Source organism: Achromobacter sp. FW305-C-28 (assembly GCF_058783235.1).
The window spans coordinates 49,984-65,858 of record NZ_JBYSYL010000003.1; the positions used below are offsets into that span (position 1 = coordinate 49,984).

Here is a 15,875-nt window from a genome sequence, read left to right on the forward strand (position 1 = left end):
CCATGGTCACACCACGTTCATCAGCCGCAGCACCCACCAGGCCAGGCCCACGGCCACCGCCACCAGCACGATGCGCAGCAGGCCGCCGCCGCTGCGCGGCACCGCGCCTGGCGCCGGCGCGTCGGGCGACGACGCGCTTGCCGGAAACGCTTGCGCCTGCGGCGCGCCACGCTCGGCAGGCGCCGCGCTGCGCACGTCGGGGATATCCGTTTCGATGATGAATTCGGGCTTGTCCGGATCACGCTTGTCCGGTGCGCCCGCCAGGCCGCCGATGTCGATGCCGGCGTCCTTCAGCATGCTCCACAGTCCGCCATCGGCCAGGCCGCCGCGCAGCGCCTCGATGCGCTCGCGCTCGGCGCGCGGCACCTCTTCCAGGCTGTTGTAGCGCTGGCCGTTCACCGTGACCGCGCCATCCTTGATTTCCACCTTGAACGGGCCATCGTCGCCGCTGCTGGCGTAGTTCCATTGCTCGCTGACGCGCACGCCAGGGCCGCCCAGCTGGCCGTCGAGCAGCGATTCGATACTGGCGCGTTGTTCGTCGGACAGGCCTTTCGTGGTGCTCCAGCGGGTCGTGGTGGTCGAGCTGCGCCAGGTTTTGTTTTTCTCTGTCATCGATTGGTGTCCGTGAGTAACTTTTATTGGCAGTACGTACGTCTGTCTGGCGACCGAACAAAAGGGGCCTCTGCACTATACAGAGCCGTCGCGTGAACACCGTCTTCTTACAGTGTCCTTAATGCAAAACTGAATCCCAAGTCAAGAAATACGAACTGATCCGGTCAGGCGAGCGGATCAGATGCGGCAAAAAGCGCATAATGGGGACCGCTTTCCCTTGCGTCCCTTTTCAAGGGAAAGCAGTTTTTCTGTAACGAAAAGCGTGTTGTTTCTAGCTCGGCAGTTCGTGTTTCCAGGGTTCATGTTCGGTAGCGCGCTAGGACAACTTGGAATTCTCACGGAGATGTCTATGACAGAAGACGCAAAGCCGCGCAGGCGGTTTCTGCAGGCGTTGGCGATCGTGCCAGCGTCCACACTCGCGGTCGGCACGCTGACCACCGCCTGTACCAACGCGTCGGAGGGCGGCGCGGCCAGCGCGGCCAAGGCTTACGAGCCTACCTACTTCACCAAGCCCGAATGGAACTTCATCGTCGCCGCGGTCGATCACCTGATCCCCGCTGACCAGTACGGTCCGGGCGCGATCGAAGCTGGTGTGCCGGAATTCATCGACCGCCAGATGGAAACGCCGTTCGGCCACGGCAAGCTCTGGTACATGCAGGGCCCGTTCCATCCCGACGTGGCGCCCGAACTGGGCTACCAGCTGAACCAGAATCCGCGCGAGGTCTATCGCCACGGTATCGAGGCCTGTGATGCCTGGTGCAAGAAGACCCACGGCAAGGTCTACGCCGAACTCGACAAGCCCCTGCAAGAGCAGATCCTGAAAGACCTGCAAGGCGGCAAGATCGAACTGGACAGCGTGCCCGCCAAGACGTTCTTCAGCTTCCTGTTGTCCAACACCAAGGAAGGTTTCTTCGCCGACCCGATGTATGGCGGCAACAAGAACATGGTGGGTTGGAAGATGGTGGGTTTCCCTGGCGCGCGCGGCGATTTCATGGACTGGGTCGACCAGCCCAACGTCAAGTACCCCTATGGGCCTGTATCGATTTCCGGGGAAAAGGGGTAAGCCATGGCAATCAAGAAAGAAAAAGTCGATGCCGTGCTGGTCGGGTTTGGCTGGACCGGCGCCATTCTGGGCCAGGAACTGACCGAGGCCGGCCTGCACGTGCTGGCGCTGGAACGCGGCGTCATGCAGGACACGCCCAAGGACGCGGAATACCCCAAAGTGCTGGACGAACTGGCGTATTCCGTGCGCGGCAAGCTGTTCCAGGACCTGTCCAAGGAAACCGTCACGATCCGCCATGGCGTGGATGACGTGGCCGTGCCGTATCGCCAGAACGGCTCGTTCCTGTTGGGCACGGGCGTGGGCGGCGCGGGTTTCCACTGGAACGGCATGCACTACCGCACGCTGCCCGAAGAGCTTGAACTGCGCACGCGCTACGAAACGCGCTACGGCAAGAAGTTCATTCCCGAAGGCATGACCATCCAGGACTTCGGCGTCACCTACGACGAACTGGAACCGTACTTCAGCAAGTTCGAGTACGTCTGCGGCACGTCGGGCAAGGCCGGCAACCTGAACGGCAAGATCGTCGAAGGCGGCAACCCGCTGGAAGGCAAGCGCAGCAAGGAATTCCCGCTGCCGCCGCTGGCCAACACCTACGGCGCCCAGCTGTTCGAGAAGGCCGCGCGCGAAGTGGGCTTTCACCCGTACCCCGCACCGGCCGCCAATGCGTCCGGCCCGTACACCAACCCGTACGGCGTGCGCCTGGGCCCCTGTAATTTCTGCGGCTTCTGCGAAAACTACGGCTGCTATATGTATTCGAAGGCCTCGCCGCAGACCACGATCCTGCCGGTGCTGCTCAAGAAGCCCAATTTCGAACTGCGCACCCAGTCGCACGTCATCAAGGTCAACCTGGATTCGACCGGCAAGAAGGCCGTCGGCGTGACCTACATCGACGCCGAGGGCCGCGAGATCGAGCAGCCCGCCGACCTGGTGATCCTGTCGGCCTACCAGATGCACAACGTGCGCCTGTTGCTGCTGTCGGGCATCGGCAAGCCCTACGATCCCAAGACCAACGAAGGCGTGGTGGGCAAGAACTACGCCTACCAGATGAACGGCGCGGTCAACGTGCTGTTGCCCAAGGGCACCCAGCTCAACCCCTTCGTGGGCACGGGCGCGGGCGGCGTGGGCATGGACGACCTGAACGGCGACCAATTCGACCACGGCCCGCTGGGCTTCGTGGGCGGCGCCAGCATCCGCCACGTGCGCTACGGCGGCCGTCCCATCAAGACCACGCCCACCATGCCGGGTACGCCCAGCTGGGGCACGGCCTGGAAGGCCGGCGTGCAGGACGCCTACCAGCGCTTCATGACCATCGGCATTTCCGGTTCGGTCATGTCGTACCGCGACGCCTACCTGTCGCTGGACCCGACCTACAAGGACAGCTTCGGCCAGCCCTTGCTGCGCATGACGTTCGATTGGCACGACAACGAATTCGACATGCTTGGCTACATGGGCGGCCGCATGGACGAAGTGGCCAAGGCCATGAAACCCGAAAAGCACTTCGTCGCCGTGCGCAAGAAGGGCGCGCGCTACGACACCCGGGTGTACCAGAGCACGCACAACACCGGCGGCGCCATCATGGGGTCCAACCCCAAGGAAAGCGTGGTCAACAAGTACCTGCAAAGCTGGGACGTGTCGAACGTGTTCGTGATGGGCGCCTGCGCCTTCCCGCAGAACATGGGCTACAACCCGACCGGGCTGGTCGGCGCCTTGGCGTACTGGGCCGCGCAAGCGATTCGCGACCAGTACCTGAAGAACCCCGGCCCGCTGGTCCAGGCCTAAGGAGCCCACAATGATGAAGAAAACCATTGTTGCGGCGCTCTCTATGCTGGTGTGCGGCGCCGCCTGGGCGGCCGACGGCACCCCGGCCGCCGCGGATGCGCAACTGATCAAGCAGGGCGAATACCTGTCGCGCGCCGGCGACTGCATCGCCTGCCACACCGCCACGAACGGCAAGCCGTTCGCCGGCGGCCTGGGCATCGAATCGCCGCTGGGCACCATCTATTCCACCAACATCACGCCCGACAAAGACACGGGTATCGGCAACTACACCTACGAGGACTTCGACCGGGCCGTGCGCCACGGCGTGGCCAAGGACGGGCATTCGCTGTATCCGGCCATGCCGTATACCGCCTACGCCAAGGTGACGCCGGATGACGTCAAGGCCCTGTACGCCTACTTCATGCACGGCGTCGAGCCGGTCAAGCAGGCCAACAAGGACACCGACATCACCTGGCCGCTGTCGATGCGCTGGCCGCTGGGCGTGTGGCGCTGGATGTTCGCCCCGGACGTCGTGACGGCGCCCACCGCCAACGCCGCCGCGGTGGCCGATGCGGACAAGCAGGCGCTGCTGCGCGGCCAGTACCTGGTCGAAGGCCTGGGCCATTGCAGCACCTGCCACACGCCGCGCGGCGTGGCCTTGCAGGAAAAGGCGTTGAGCGACGCGGACGGTTCGGCCTTCCTGTCGGGCGGCGTGGTCGACGGCTGGCTGGCCAAGAACCTGCGCGGCGACATGACCGACGGCCTGGGCAGCTGGAGCAAGGAAGACATTGCTGCCTTCCTGAAGTCCGGCCGCAACGGCCATTCCGCGGCGTTCGGCGGCATGGCGCAGGTGGTGCAGGACAGCACGCAGCACCTGACCGATGCCGACCTGAACGCCATCGCGGTATATCTGAAGAGCTTGCCGCCGGTCAACAAGGACGCGACCAAGCCGCTGGCCTACAACGAGACGGTGTCGCAGGCGCTGCGCACCGGCACGGACAAGGGCGACGGCGCCATGGCGTTCCTGAACAACTGCGCGGCATGCCACCGCAGCACCGGCAAGGGCTACACGGAAACGTTCCCGCAGCTGGCGCTGAGCTCGACCGTGAATTCGGCGGACCCGACTTCGCTGATCCACATCGTGCTCAAGGGCGCGCAGATGCCGGGCACGACGGCGGCCCCCACGGCCTACGCCATGCCGGGCTTTGACTGGCGCATGACCGACAAGGAAGTCGCCGACGTGGTGACCTTCGTGCGGTCCAGCTGGGGCAACCAGGGCGCCAAGGTCAGCGCGTCCGACGTGGCCAAGGTGCGCAAGGACGTGGGCGCGGCGCCGCAGCCCAAGCGCTAGCTTCACGCGTTTTGCATGCGGCCAACGGCGCCGCGTTGCCTTCGGGCGGCGCGGCGCCGTTTTCTTTGGGGGCTACCGCAGTCTTACAGCGGCCGCTCGTAGCGTCGCGCCTGCGCGGTGATGCCGCCGATCTGGTCGGTTTCCGTGCCGGCATATTGCCAGCCCTGGCGTTCATAGAAATCGATGGCGCGGGTGTTGCCTTCCAGCGCGTACAGGTACAGGTGCGAGGCGCCGCGGGCGCGGGCCCAGGCTTCGGCCTGGGCCACCATGCGCTTGCCCGCGCCCGTGCCCTGGTAGGCGGGCAGCACGTGCAGGTTGTCCAGCAGCACGCCATCCGGGCTGTCATGTTCCTGTTTCACGCAGACAAATCCGATGGGTTGGCCGTCCTGTTCGGCGATGAACACGGCCTGCGCGTCGGCATTGGCGTCCTGCATCTTGTCTTGCCAATGCACCATGCGTTCGCTGGCCAGGTTCGTGTCGAGAAAGCCATCGGGCAGCAGGCCGCGATAGGTGACGGCCCAACTGGCCGCGTGCATTTGCGCGATGGCATCGGCGTCGCGGGCAGTGGCTTGTCGCAGGGTCACGGTGGGAGAGGGCATGGGATCCTTGTTGACAGCGTCGGTGGGCGCGCGCATCATCTTCGCATGAACCGCCCGCAGCTTTCGTTCGCTTCGATTATTACCACCATTGGGCCAATGGTGGGTTAGCGCGCGTCGGATCATCGCTACATCAACCCGCCACTGGCGGGTTTTTTGTTGGCCCGCCGGTTGGTTTCTTTCCTGAAGGCAAGCCATGCAATCCACGCTTTCCCGCGATACTCCCACGCCGACGTTGCATTTCCTGTGCGGCAAGATCGGCGCCGGCAAATCCACCCTGGCCGCACAACTGGCGTCGCAGCCGCGCACACTGCTGATCAGCGAAGACGCTTGGCTGGCGGCGCTGTACCCGGGCGAGATCTTGGACGTGGCCGACTATGGCCGCTGTGCCGGCCGGCTGCGCAATGCCATGGGCAGCCACGTGGCCGCGCTGGTGCAAGCCGGGCTGTCGGTGGTGCTGGACTTTCCCGCGAACACCCGCCGCAGCCGTGAATGGCTGCGCGAGGTCGCCACGGCCGCCGGCTGCCCGCAGCAGCTGCATTTCCTGGATCTGCCGGACGAGGTCTGCAAGGCGCGGCTGCGGGCGCGCAACGCGTCGGGCACGCATCCTTTCACTACCAGCGAGGCGCAGTACGACGCCATCACTGCGTATTTCGTGGCGCCGCAGGATGACGAGGGATTCGAGATCGTGCGGCATGGATAAATCCGCGTCACAGGGCCGGAACGGCGGCACACGGGGGCAGCCCGGCCTGCTATGATTACTGGATAAATAACCAGTCATCCGGCCCCGCCGATGCTTGCCCCGCACCGCTACTACTACCTGCACAATTTCCAGCGCGCCCTGGCCTGGGTCGGCGAACGCTATGCCGACCTGCTGGACGACCGCGAACGCCGCTTCATGGCGGATTTCGCGGCGTTGCCGCAGGCATCGCAGGCGTTGCTTGTACGCATGCTGATGCGGCGCGGGCCCTGGTTTCGGGCCAGCCGCCTGGTCTACGAAGAAATCCCGGATACGGCGGACGCCGCGGCGCCGTTGCTGGCGCTGGGCTGGCTGGATGCCGATGTGCCCATGACGCTGGACGAGCTGTTCGGGCTGCATACGCGGCCGGAACTGGACCGGATCTTTGCGGGCGTGGCGTCCAAATGCGGACGTAAGGGCGAGTTGCTGGAAACGCTGCGGGTAACTCAGCCCCAGGCTCAGTCCTATGTGGGGTGGATGGCGGCAGGGCGTCCTTGCGGGGGCGACATCCGATCCGAACCCGTCGCTGCCGACCCCGCCTGGCGCGTCGGGGTGGCGGACCTGTGCGAACGCTTCCGCCTGATGTTCTTTGGCAACCTGCATCAGGATTGGTCCGAATTCGTGCTGGCCGACCTGGGCGTGTTCCAGTACGAAGCGGTGCCGCTCGATGCGGCCTCGCGGGCCTTCCAGTCGCGCGACGACGTCGACCGCTACCTGGCACTGCACGCCTGCCGCCGCGCGCTGGACGACGTGCCGTACGAGCTGTTGGACCTGGACGCCCTGCTGCAGGCGGTGGCCGATTGCGCCAGCGCCAATGCCTGGCTGGAAAAGCGCCGCGCCAAGGTGCTGCTGCGCATCGGCCAGGCGTGCGAGCGCGCGCAGGACTGGCCCGCGGCCCAGCGGGTCTATGCCCAGTGCGCCTATCCCGGCGCGCGGCATCGCCGCATTCGCGTGCACGAACGCATGGAACGCTTCGACGATGCGCTGGCGCTGGCCTTGCAGGCCCAGGCCCAGCCCGAAAGCGAAGAAGAAACCCAGCGGCTGGCGCGCATGCTGCCGCGCCTGCGTCGCAAGCTGGGCCACGGCGCGCCGCGCCGCGCGGCGGCGGCGCCGGTCACGCGCGTCGACCTTGAGCTGAACCGGCCCCAACCGCCCGCGTCCGTGGAATTTGCGGCACGCGACCACCTGCATCGCGATGATGCGCCCGTGCATTACGTGGAAAATGCGCTGATCAATTCCTTGTTCGGCCTGTTGTGCTGGCCGGCGGTGTTCGCGCCATTGCCCGGGGCGTTCTTTCACCCGTTCCAGCGTGGCCCGGCCGACCTGGACGCGCCGGATTTCCACGCGCGGCGCCAGGCGCTGTTCGCCGAATGCCTGGCGCAACTGGATACCGGCCAGTACCGCGCCACTATCCGCCAGCGCTACGCCGACAAGCAGGGCGTGCAGTCGCCGTTCGTATTCTGGGGCGCCTTGTCCGATGCCCTGCTGGACCAGGCGCTGGATTCCCTGCCGGCCACCCACTTGAAATTGTTCTTCGAACGCCTGCTGCGCGACGTCAAGGCCAACCGCTCGGGCCTGCCCGACCTGATTCGCTTCTGCCCCGATGCGCCTGGCTATGAACTCATCGAAATCAAGGGGCCGGGCGACAAGCTGCAGGACAACCAGATTCGCTGGCTGGCGTACTGCGCGGCGCACGGCATCCCGGTGCGCGTGTGCCATGTCACTTGGCGCGAGGCCGCGGCATGAGCTATGCGGTGGCGGTGCGCGCGCTGTGTGAATTCACCGCCCGCGAGGGCGACCTTGACCTGCGCTTCACGCCGGCGCCCAGCGGGCTGGAAGGCATGGCCGGCCATGCCGTGGTCACCGGCAGGCGCGGGCCGGCCTACGAAACCGAGGTCGCGCTGTCCGGCCAGTACGAAACACTGATGGTGCGGGGCCGCGCCGACGGCTACGACCCCGTGGCCAACCGCCTGGAAGAAATCAAGACCTATCGCGGCAGGCTCGACAGCGTGCGCGAGAACCACCGCGCCGCGCATTGGGCGCAGGCGCGGGTCTATGCGCACCTGCTGTGCCAGGCGCGCGGCCTGGCACAGGTGCAGGTGGCCCTGGTGTATTTCAACGTGGCCACCGAAGAAGAAACCGTGCTGGCCGAAAGCCGCGACGCGGCTTGGCTGGCGGCGTTTTTCCAGGAACAATGCAGCCGTTTCCTGGCGTGGTCGCGCACCGAACTGGCGCATCGCCAGGCGCGCGATGCGGCGCTGGAAAAGCTGGCGTTTCCGCATGGCGAATTCCGTAGCGGGCAACGCGAACTGGCGGTGTCCGTGTATCGCACCGCACGCGACGGCCGCTGCCTGATGGCGCAGGCGCCTACCGGCATCGGCAAGACGCTGGGCACGTTGTTTCCGTTGCTTAAGGCCAGCCCGGGCACTGGGCTGGACAAGGTGTTTTTCCTGGCAGCCAAGGGGTCGGGGCGGGGCTTGGCGCTTGAAGCCCTGGATACCTTGAACGCGCAGCCGGCAGCGCCCGGGCTGCGGGTGCTGGACCTGGTGGCGCGCGACAAGGCCTGCGAGCATCCCGACAAGGCCTGCCATGGCGATTCCTGCCCGTTGGCGCAAGGGTTCTACGACCGCCTGCCGGCGGCGCGCGAGGCGGCGCTGGCGGTGATTCAAGGCGGTGACCGACGTGAAGACGCCGGCCAGCGCTCACCCCCACGTCTCGATGCAAGCTCAAGCCCAGGCAACGGCCTGGTTGCAGGGCAGACCGGGCATCGGCTTCAAGGGCGCCTGGATGCGCCTACCGTGCGCGCCGTGGCCCGCGCGCATCAACTTTGCCCCTACTACCTGTCGCAGGAACTCATCCGCTGGAGCGATGTGGTCGTGGGCGACTACAACTACTACTACGATTCCACCGCCATGCTGCATGGCTTGACGCAGGCCAACCAATGGAAGGTCGCGGTGCTGGTGGACGAGGCGCACAACCTGGTCGAACGCGCCCGTCGCATGTATACCAGTGAACTCGACCAACTGACCCTGGCTGCCGCGCGCCAGGCCGCGCCCAAGCCGCTGAAGAAAGCGCTGGACGGCCTGCAGCGGTCGTGGACGGCGCTGAACAAGAAGCAGGCCGACGCCTACCAGGCCTACGAGGCCGCGCCGGCCGGGGTGTTGGCGGCCGTGCAGAAGGCCGTGGCGGCCATTACCGAGTACCTGGGGGAATCGCCGCTGGCGCAGGATGATCCGGTGCTGGCGTTCTATTTCGAGGCGCTGCATTTCATGCGGCTGGCCGAGCAGTTCGGGTCGCACGCCTTGTTCGATGTGACACGCGCCGATGGGCGGGGGCAGGGCGCCAAGACGCCGCCGTCGACCCTGTGCGTGCGCAACGTGATACCCGCGCCGTATCTGGCGGCCCGCCATGCGGCGGCGCATGCCACGGTGCTGTTTTCTGGCACCTTGAGCCCGCAGCAGTTCTATCGCGATACCTTGGGGCTGCCGGCGGATGCCGCCTGGATCGACGTGGCCGCACCCTTCCAGGCCGAGCAACTGGCGGTGAAAGTGGTGGGCAACGTGTCCACCCGCTATCGCGACCGCGAACGCTCGCTGGCGCCCATCGTCGACCTGATCGCGGCCGAATACGCGCGTCGGCCGGGCAACTACCTGGGGTTCCTGAGCAGCTTCGATTACCTGCGGCAGGTCTCTGACCTGATGCGCCAGCGTCATCCGCAGGTGCCGATCTGGCTGCAGACGCCCGGCATGGGGGAATCCGACCGCGCGGCGTTCCTGGCGCGCTTTACCGAAAGCGGGCAGGGCGTGGGGTTTGCGGTGCTGGGGGGCGCGTTTTCCGAAGGGGTGGACCTGCCAGGCAAGCGCCTGATCGGCGCCTTCATCGCCACGCTGGGGCTGCCGCAGGTGAACGCGGTGAACGAAAACATCAAGCGCGCCATGGACTTGCGCTATGGCGAGGCGCAAGGCTACGACTACACCTATCTGTACCCCGGCATGCAAAAGGTGGTGCAGGCGGCCGGCCGGGTGATTCGCACCGAGCAGGACGTGGGCACGGTGCACCTGATCGATGACCGTTATCGGCGGGCCAAGGTGCGCAATCTGCTGCCCAGCTGGTGGCGGGTGGACTAGGGCCTGGGGCAGGCCCTTACGCCGGGCGCAGTTCCGTCAGCGGCTGGTTCGGGTCGCGGCTCAACTGGTAGCCGTACCACAGGCTGCGCGCCATGCGTTGGGCCATTTCACCCGCGGCGTCGGCGAGAGCGCGGTTGGGCAGGGCGGCCAGGGTTTCACTCCACAACGCCAGCCAGCGTTCGAACAATTCGGCGCTCAGGTGCGGCATGGCCACGTGCTTGGGCATCGGCATGCCCGTGAAGCGCCGGGTGCCCCGCAACACGGCCGACCAGAAGTCCGACAGCGTGGTCAAGTGCTCATCCCAGTCGTGCACCTGGGACTCGAATACCGGGCCCAAGGCGGCATCGGCGCGCGCCTTGGCGTAGAAGGTATGCACCAGGTCGCGGATTTCGGCTTCGGTGCAAAGGTCGGATTCGGACAAGGGCGTCTCCCGGGCGGCGGAAAAAAAGATGCCGTAGATAGTAGGGCGCGGGGTGGGGCCGGCGAGTTGATCTGGCGCAAACCCCTGGGATCCGGCGGTATCAGGATGCCTGCGTGCGCACGGCTGCGACCGCTATCGCCTGCGTTCGCCCCAGCAGCGCGTACACCAGCACGGCCAGCAGCAGTGCAATGCCCGCCAAGACATACAGCACGTGGCCGAAGGCCGTGTCATAGGCCTGGTGCAGCAGCGTGCTGGCGCCAGGCAGCACCTGGGCCGCCTCGGCCAGTTGCCCCAGCGCGGCGCGGTTGGCGGCTTGCAGCAGCGCCAGGGGATCGGCGCCGGGCAGCGCGCTGGCCGTCTGCGCGTGGATCAACGTGGCCAGCAGGGCGCTGACCACGGCGATGGCGACGCCGTCGGCGGACACGCGCACGGTATTGAAGATGCCGGTGGCCATGCCCACCCGTTCGCGTTCGACCACGCTGACCGCCATGGCGTCCATCAGGCCCCACGGCAGGCCGATGCCGATGCCGATCAGGCCCATGGGCAGCCACAGCGCGTGCGCCCCGCCGGACAGGTCGCGGGCCAGCCAGGCCAGGCCCGCCGCGACCGCGACCAGGCCTGCGCTGGACAGCGCACCCGGGCTGGCCCAGCGCGTGAGCAGCGCCGCCAGGAAGGGAACGACCAGCAAGGGAGCGGCCAGTCCGATCATCAGTTGCCCGGCCTGCAACGCGCTGTAGCCGTCGATGCCGATGAAGCGTCCGGGCAGGATGGCGATCAAGACAATGAAAAGAAAGGCAGGCGAAGCCGCCAGCACCTGCACGCCGACGAAACGCGCGCTGCGAAACAGCGACAGGTCCAGCATCGGATGCGGCGTGCGCAGTTCGGCGACGATGAAGGCGGCAGCCAGCAGCACGGAGGCGATCAGCGATCCGGCGACGGCGGCGTCGGTCCAGCCGTTTTCCGGGGCCAGCAGCATGCCGTAGGTGAACAGCCCCAGGGCGCCCGTGAAGCTGAGCGCGCCGCGCCAATCGAAGCGGCCGTGTGCCAAGCCGGGCGTGGCGGGCACGCTGGCGGCCACCAGCGCCAGGCCGATCAGCCCCACCAGGCCCGTGCCATGAAAGACCCAGCGCCAGCCGGCCGTCTGCACCAGCCAGCCCGAGATGAGCGGGCCGAACGACAGGCCGATGCCGAAGGTCGTGCCCAGCAGGCTGAAGGCGCGCGCGCGGGCCGCGCCATGGAACAGGGGCGCCAGTGACGACATGGCCGCGGCAAAGGCCGCCGCGCCGCCCACGCCCTGCATCAGGCGCAGGAAGTCGATCCAGCCGGCCGACGGCGCCCAGGCGACCGGGAAGGTGAAGGCGCAGAACCACGCCAGCCCGCCCAGCCAGACGCGGCGCGGGCCATACAGGTCGGTCAGGCTGCCGGACACCATGATGACGCTGCCGTAGGCCAGGATGTAGCCGTTCAGGATCCAGTTCAATTGCACCGGCGTGCCGCCCAGCGCCTGGCTGATCGAAGGTAGCACCACGGCGGGGCCGGTGAAGCATAACGGGATCAATACGGCGGTCAGGCAGGCGGCCAGCAGTTGCAGCCAGCGGTTGGGGGCGGGGGAAAGTTCGAGCGATGTCATGGTCGGAATACGCGGCGCGGCGCCGCAGGGCAAGCAGGAAGAGGGGCGTGATGGGCGGCAATCACGCCACTCCACCCACGCGGTGCCCGCAGAATAAGCAGCCGGAGATAAAAGAAAAATAGGCTAGGATTCCGAATATTCCGGACATGAAAGTCCGTATTGAAATGGCGGAAGGTGGCTCAATGGATGGCAGGGCAACAACAGCGCGAGGCCAGGCAAGTGAATGGCCTGGCAATGAAGGGCGAGGCCAGGAAATGAACGGCGAGGGCAAGGCAATGAACGGCGAAGCCAGGCAAATGAATAGCAAGGCCAGGCAAATGATTAGAGAGGCGACGCAAATGAGTAGAGAGGCAACGCAATGGATAGCCTGAGCGGCATCGGCGTGTTCGTGCTGGTGGCCGACACGCGCAGCTTTGCCGAGGCGGGCCGGGTGCTGGGGGTGTCGGCGTCGGCAGTGGGCAAGAGCGTGGCGCGGATGGAAGCGCGGTTGAAGGTGCGGCTGTTTCATCGCAGCACCCGCCACATTGCGCTGACGCCCGAAGGCGAGAAGTTCCTGGAACGTTGCCGCCGCATCCTGTGCGAGGTGGAAGCCGCGGAACTGGAATTGTCCGAAGCCAGTGGCACGCCCAGCGGTCGGCTACGGGTCAGCCTGCCGCGCTACAGCGGTTTGTTCGAGTCGGCCCTGGCCAGTTTCCTGAAGCGCTATCCGCAGGTCGAACTGGACCTGGATTTCACCGACCGCATGGTCGATGTGATCGGCGAAGGCTACGACGCCGTGGTGCGCACCGGCGAGATGGACGATTCGGGACTCAAGCGTCGGCGCCTGGGGCCGTTTCGGCGCGTGTTGGCTGCCTCGCCCGAGTATCTGGAAAAGCACGGCACGCCCAAGCGCGCGGCCGATCTGCTGCGCCATTGCTGCCTGCATTACCGCTACCCCAGCACCGGCAAGCTGGAAAAATGGCCATTGAAGATGGGGCCCTCGGCGCAGGCGCCCGAGCTGCCGCTGACCCTGGTGTGCAACAGCGTCGAGATGCGGATATTCCTGGCGCTGAGCGGGCTGGGCATCGTCTGCCTGCCGGACTTCACCATCCGCAACGAACTGGCGTCCGGTCGGCTGAAAATCGTGCTGGATGAGCGCACGCGGGGCAATGGCACGATGTGGGCGCTGTGGCCCGCCAGCCGGCATCCGTCGCCCAAACTCAGGGTGTTCGTGGATCACCTGGCGCAGCATCTGTTCGCGTAAAACGAGACGGCTGCGCTTGCTATATGATGATCGTCATATTAGGATCGTGAACATGTTCAACAGGCGCCGGGGGCGTGTGTGTCGCCGCGCCGCCCGGCCCGTTCCCATCCCCTTCCGGAGCCCTACGCATGTCATCTGATTCCACCCCGTCCGTCCGCGCGTCCTCCGCCTTGCAACGCGAGCCCAGCCTCGTTGATCAGACTGGGGCCGGCTTGAGTGGCCTGGAGCAATTGCGCGCCCTGTTGGCCTCGGGCCGCAAGCCGGGCATCCTGGTGTCGCTGGATTTCGATTTCGTCGAGGCCGAGGAAGGCCTGGCGGTGTTTGCCGGTACCCCCGGCCCGCACGCCTACAACCCCATCGGCACGGTGCATGGCGGCTATGCCGCCACCTTGCTGGATTCGGCCTGCGGCTGCGCGGTGCATTCGCGCCTGTCGGCCGAGCAGGCCTACACCACGCTGGAACTGAAGGTGGCCTATCACAAGGCCATCACGCGCCACAGCGGCTTGTTGCGGGCCGAGGGCCGGGTGCTGTCGTTCGGCCAGCGGGTGGCGTATGCCGAAGCCAAGCTGACCGACGCGCAGGGGCGCTTGCTGGCGTCGGCGACGTCCACGCTGCTGGTGTTCGCGCGTCCGTCCGTCTGATTCCGTGCGTGACCGTCCGGCGCGGTGACGCCGGAATGTCCCTCCTGGTGCCTGCGCGCCCCGCTACACGGCGTAGTATTGTCGGCGTGCCAATAACGGCCCGATCACTAGCCCGATCGCAAGCCGCACAGCAGGCCAGACAGCCGGCGCAACAGCCGCCCCAAGAGGAGACAACGATGCAACACCACACCCCCCCGACCGCGCCCCTGGGCCGCCTGAACGATATCGTCGCCATGCCCGCGCATGCGCTGTCCGACGCGATTCGTCAGCGCCGGGTGTCTTGCCGCGAGGTCATGTCGGCCTATCTGCAGCACATCGACGCGGTCAACCCGCAACTGAACGCCATCGTGGCGCGGCGCGATGCCGACGAGCTGCTGCGCGAAGCCGACGAGCGCGACGCACAACTGGCGGCGGGGCAGTGGCTGGGCTGGCTGCATGGCCTGCCGCAGGCGCCCAAAGACCTGACCGCCGTGCGAGGCATGGTCACGTCGATGGGGTCGCTGGTCTACAAAGACCATGTTTCGCCGCACGATTCCATCCTGGTCGAACGCATGCGCGCCGCGGGCGCGATCTTCATCGGCCGCAGCAATGTGCCGGAATTCGGCCTGGGGTCGCACACCTACAACCAGGTCTATGGCACCACCCTCAATCCCTACGATCGGTCCCGCACGGCAGGCGGCAGCAGCGGCGGTGCGGCGGCGGCCCTGGCCGCGCGCCTGCTACCCGTGGCCGACGGCAGCGATTTCGGCGGCTCGCTGCGCAACCCGGCGGCCTTCTGCAACGTCTACGGCATGCGGCCCTCGGCCGGGCGCGTGCCTTACGGGCCGTCCAACGAGGTGTTCCTCAAGCAGCTGTCTTACGAAGGCCCCATGGGCCGCACGCCGCGTGACGTGGCGCGCATGCTGTCGGTGATGGCCGGGCCCGATGCGCGGGTGCCGCTGTCGCTGGGCGACGATCCGGCCGTGTTCGCGCAGCCGCTGGATGCCGACCTGCGCGGCACGCGCATCGGCTGGCTGGGCGACTGGAACGGCTATCTGCCGATGGAGCCGGGCATTCTTGAACTGTGCGAACAGGCGCTGTCCGGCCTGCAAGCCGTGGGCTGCGAGGACGACGCCTATCGCGTGCCGTTCGACCCGGCGCGGCTGTGGCGCATCTGGCTGGCGCACCGCCACCTGATGGTGGGCGGGCAGTTTCACGGCCTGGTGCGCAACCCCGAGACGCGCAAGCTGGTCAAGCCCGCGCTGATCTGGGAAGTCGAAGGCCTGGACGGCATGACGGCGCACCAGGTGTTCCAGGCCTCCGAAGAACGCAGCGCCTGGTACCAGACGGTGCTGGCCATCTTCCAGGATGTCGATTTCCTGGCGGTGCCCACGGCGCAGTTGTTTCCGTTCGATGCGCAGTTGGACTGGCCCAAGGAAATTGCCGGCCGCAGCATGGACACCTATCACCGCTGGATGGAAACCGTGACGCCCTGGACGCTGGCCGGCTGCCCGGTGATCAGCGTGCCGGTGGGCTTTGGCGCGGCCGGGCTGCCCATGGGCATGCAACTGATCGGGCCGCCGCGCGGCGACCTGGCGGTGCTGCGGCTGGCGCATGCCTATGAGCAAGTGCGCGACTGGGTGGGCGAGCAATCGCCGCAGGGTTTGTGGGAGTAGGCGGTAGGCATATACACTTTGGCATATGTAACCTCAGGA

14 protein-coding genes are annotated in these 15,875 nt (G+C 66.6%); 10 read left to right on the top strand and 4 right to left on the bottom strand.

The features are described 5' to 3' along the window. Positions 1-6: 6 nt before the first annotated feature. A complete protein-coding gene (locus AC3WMR_RS09070) occupies positions 7-612 on the bottom strand; it encodes a hypothetical protein (protein ID WP_492266431.1) in 606 nt (201 codons plus the stop codon). Positions 613-961: 349 nt separating this feature from the next. On the opposite strand from AC3WMR_RS09070, the gene AC3WMR_RS09075 reads away from it, so the two are divergent. From AC3WMR_RS09075 to AC3WMR_RS09085, 3 genes are read left to right on the top strand one after another with little or no spacing between them, the layout of a single operon-like run. Beyond that, positions 962-1,675 carry a gluconate 2-dehydrogenase subunit 3 family protein gene (locus tag AC3WMR_RS09075; protein ID WP_492266432.1) on the top strand — a complete coding sequence of 238 codons (714 nt, stop codon included), beginning with the start codon at positions 962-964 and terminating at the stop codon, positions 1,673-1,675. 3 nt (positions 1,676-1,678) lie between these two features. Then, on the top strand, positions 1,679-3,454 hold the full coding sequence (locus tag AC3WMR_RS09080; protein ID WP_492266433.1) for a GMC family oxidoreductase: 1,776 nt from the start codon (positions 1,679-1,681) through the stop codon (positions 3,452-3,454). A 10-nt stretch (positions 3,455-3,464) separates the two neighbouring features. Further along, on the top strand, positions 3,465-4,784 hold the full coding sequence (locus tag AC3WMR_RS09085; protein ID WP_492266434.1) for a c-type cytochrome: 1,320 nt from the start codon (positions 3,465-3,467) through the stop codon (positions 4,782-4,784). Between the two features lie 83 nt (positions 4,785-4,867). Here AC3WMR_RS09085 and AC3WMR_RS09090 read toward each other — a convergent pair whose 3' ends face one another. Continuing rightward, on the bottom strand, positions 4,868-5,383 hold the full coding sequence (locus AC3WMR_RS09090) for a GNAT family N-acetyltransferase (RefSeq protein ID WP_492266435.1): 516 nt from the start codon (positions 5,381-5,383) through the stop codon (positions 4,868-4,870). A gap of 193 nt (positions 5,384-5,576) precedes the next feature. On the opposite strand from AC3WMR_RS09090, the gene AC3WMR_RS09095 reads away from it, so the two are divergent. The 3 genes from AC3WMR_RS09095 (at position 5,577) to AC3WMR_RS09105 (ending at position 10,246) form a co-directional block, all read left to right on the top strand. Then, positions 5,577-6,083: a P-loop nucleotide/nucleoside kinase family protein gene (locus tag AC3WMR_RS09095; protein ID WP_492266436.1), complete on the top strand. Its 507-nt coding sequence runs from the start codon at positions 5,577-5,579 to the stop codon at positions 6,081-6,083. 90 nt (positions 6,084-6,173) lie between these two features. Beyond that, positions 6,174-7,865 (top strand): VRR-NUC domain-containing protein, encoded by a 1,692-nt coding sequence (locus AC3WMR_RS09100; RefSeq protein WP_492266437.1) that lies wholly within the window; start codon positions 6,174-6,176, stop codon positions 7,863-7,865. Then, positions 7,862-10,246, top strand: coding sequence for an ATP-dependent DNA helicase (locus AC3WMR_RS09105; protein ID WP_492266438.1), 2,385 nt, complete (start codon positions 7,862-7,864; stop codon positions 10,244-10,246). Before AC3WMR_RS09100 ends, AC3WMR_RS09105 begins: the two co-directional genes overlap by 4 nt. 16 nt (positions 10,247-10,262) lie before the next feature. Here the strand turns inward: AC3WMR_RS09105 and AC3WMR_RS09110 are convergent, their stop codons facing one another. Both AC3WMR_RS09110 and AC3WMR_RS09115 read right to left on the bottom strand, forming a co-directional pair. Further along, positions 10,263-10,667 carry a group III truncated hemoglobin gene (locus AC3WMR_RS09110; protein ID WP_492266439.1) on the bottom strand — a complete coding sequence of 135 codons (405 nt, stop codon included), beginning with the start codon at positions 10,665-10,667 and terminating at the stop codon, positions 10,263-10,265. 100 nt (positions 10,668-10,767) lie between these two features. Further along, positions 10,768-12,297 carry an MFS transporter gene (locus AC3WMR_RS09115; protein ID WP_492266440.1) on the bottom strand — a complete coding sequence of 510 codons (1,530 nt, stop codon included), beginning with the start codon at positions 12,295-12,297 and terminating at the stop codon, positions 10,768-10,770. A 146-nt stretch (positions 12,298-12,443) separates the two neighbouring features. Between AC3WMR_RS09115 and AC3WMR_RS09120 the strand changes: the two genes are divergently transcribed. The 4 genes from AC3WMR_RS09120 to AC3WMR_RS09135 all read left to right on the top strand — a co-directional run bounded on the left by AC3WMR_RS09120 (position 12,444) and on the right by AC3WMR_RS09135 (position 15,836). Continuing rightward, positions 12,444-12,668 (top strand): hypothetical protein, encoded by a 225-nt coding sequence (locus AC3WMR_RS09120; protein ID WP_492266441.1) that lies wholly within the window; start codon positions 12,444-12,446, stop codon positions 12,666-12,668. Then, positions 12,656-13,540 (top strand): LysR family transcriptional regulator, encoded by an 885-nt coding sequence (locus AC3WMR_RS09125; protein WP_492266442.1) that lies wholly within the window; start codon positions 12,656-12,658, stop codon positions 13,538-13,540. Before AC3WMR_RS09120 ends, AC3WMR_RS09125 begins: the two co-directional genes overlap by 13 nt. A 128-nt stretch (positions 13,541-13,668) precedes the next feature. After that, positions 13,669-14,181: a PaaI family thioesterase gene (locus AC3WMR_RS09130; protein WP_492266443.1), complete on the top strand. Its 513-nt coding sequence runs from the start codon at positions 13,669-13,671 to the stop codon at positions 14,179-14,181. A 176-nt stretch (positions 14,182-14,357) separates the two neighbouring features. Next, positions 14,358-15,836, top strand: a complete 1,479-nt coding sequence (locus AC3WMR_RS09135) for an amidase (protein WP_492266444.1) — start codon at positions 14,358-14,360, stop codon at positions 15,834-15,836. Positions 15,837-15,875: the final 39 nt, after the last annotated feature.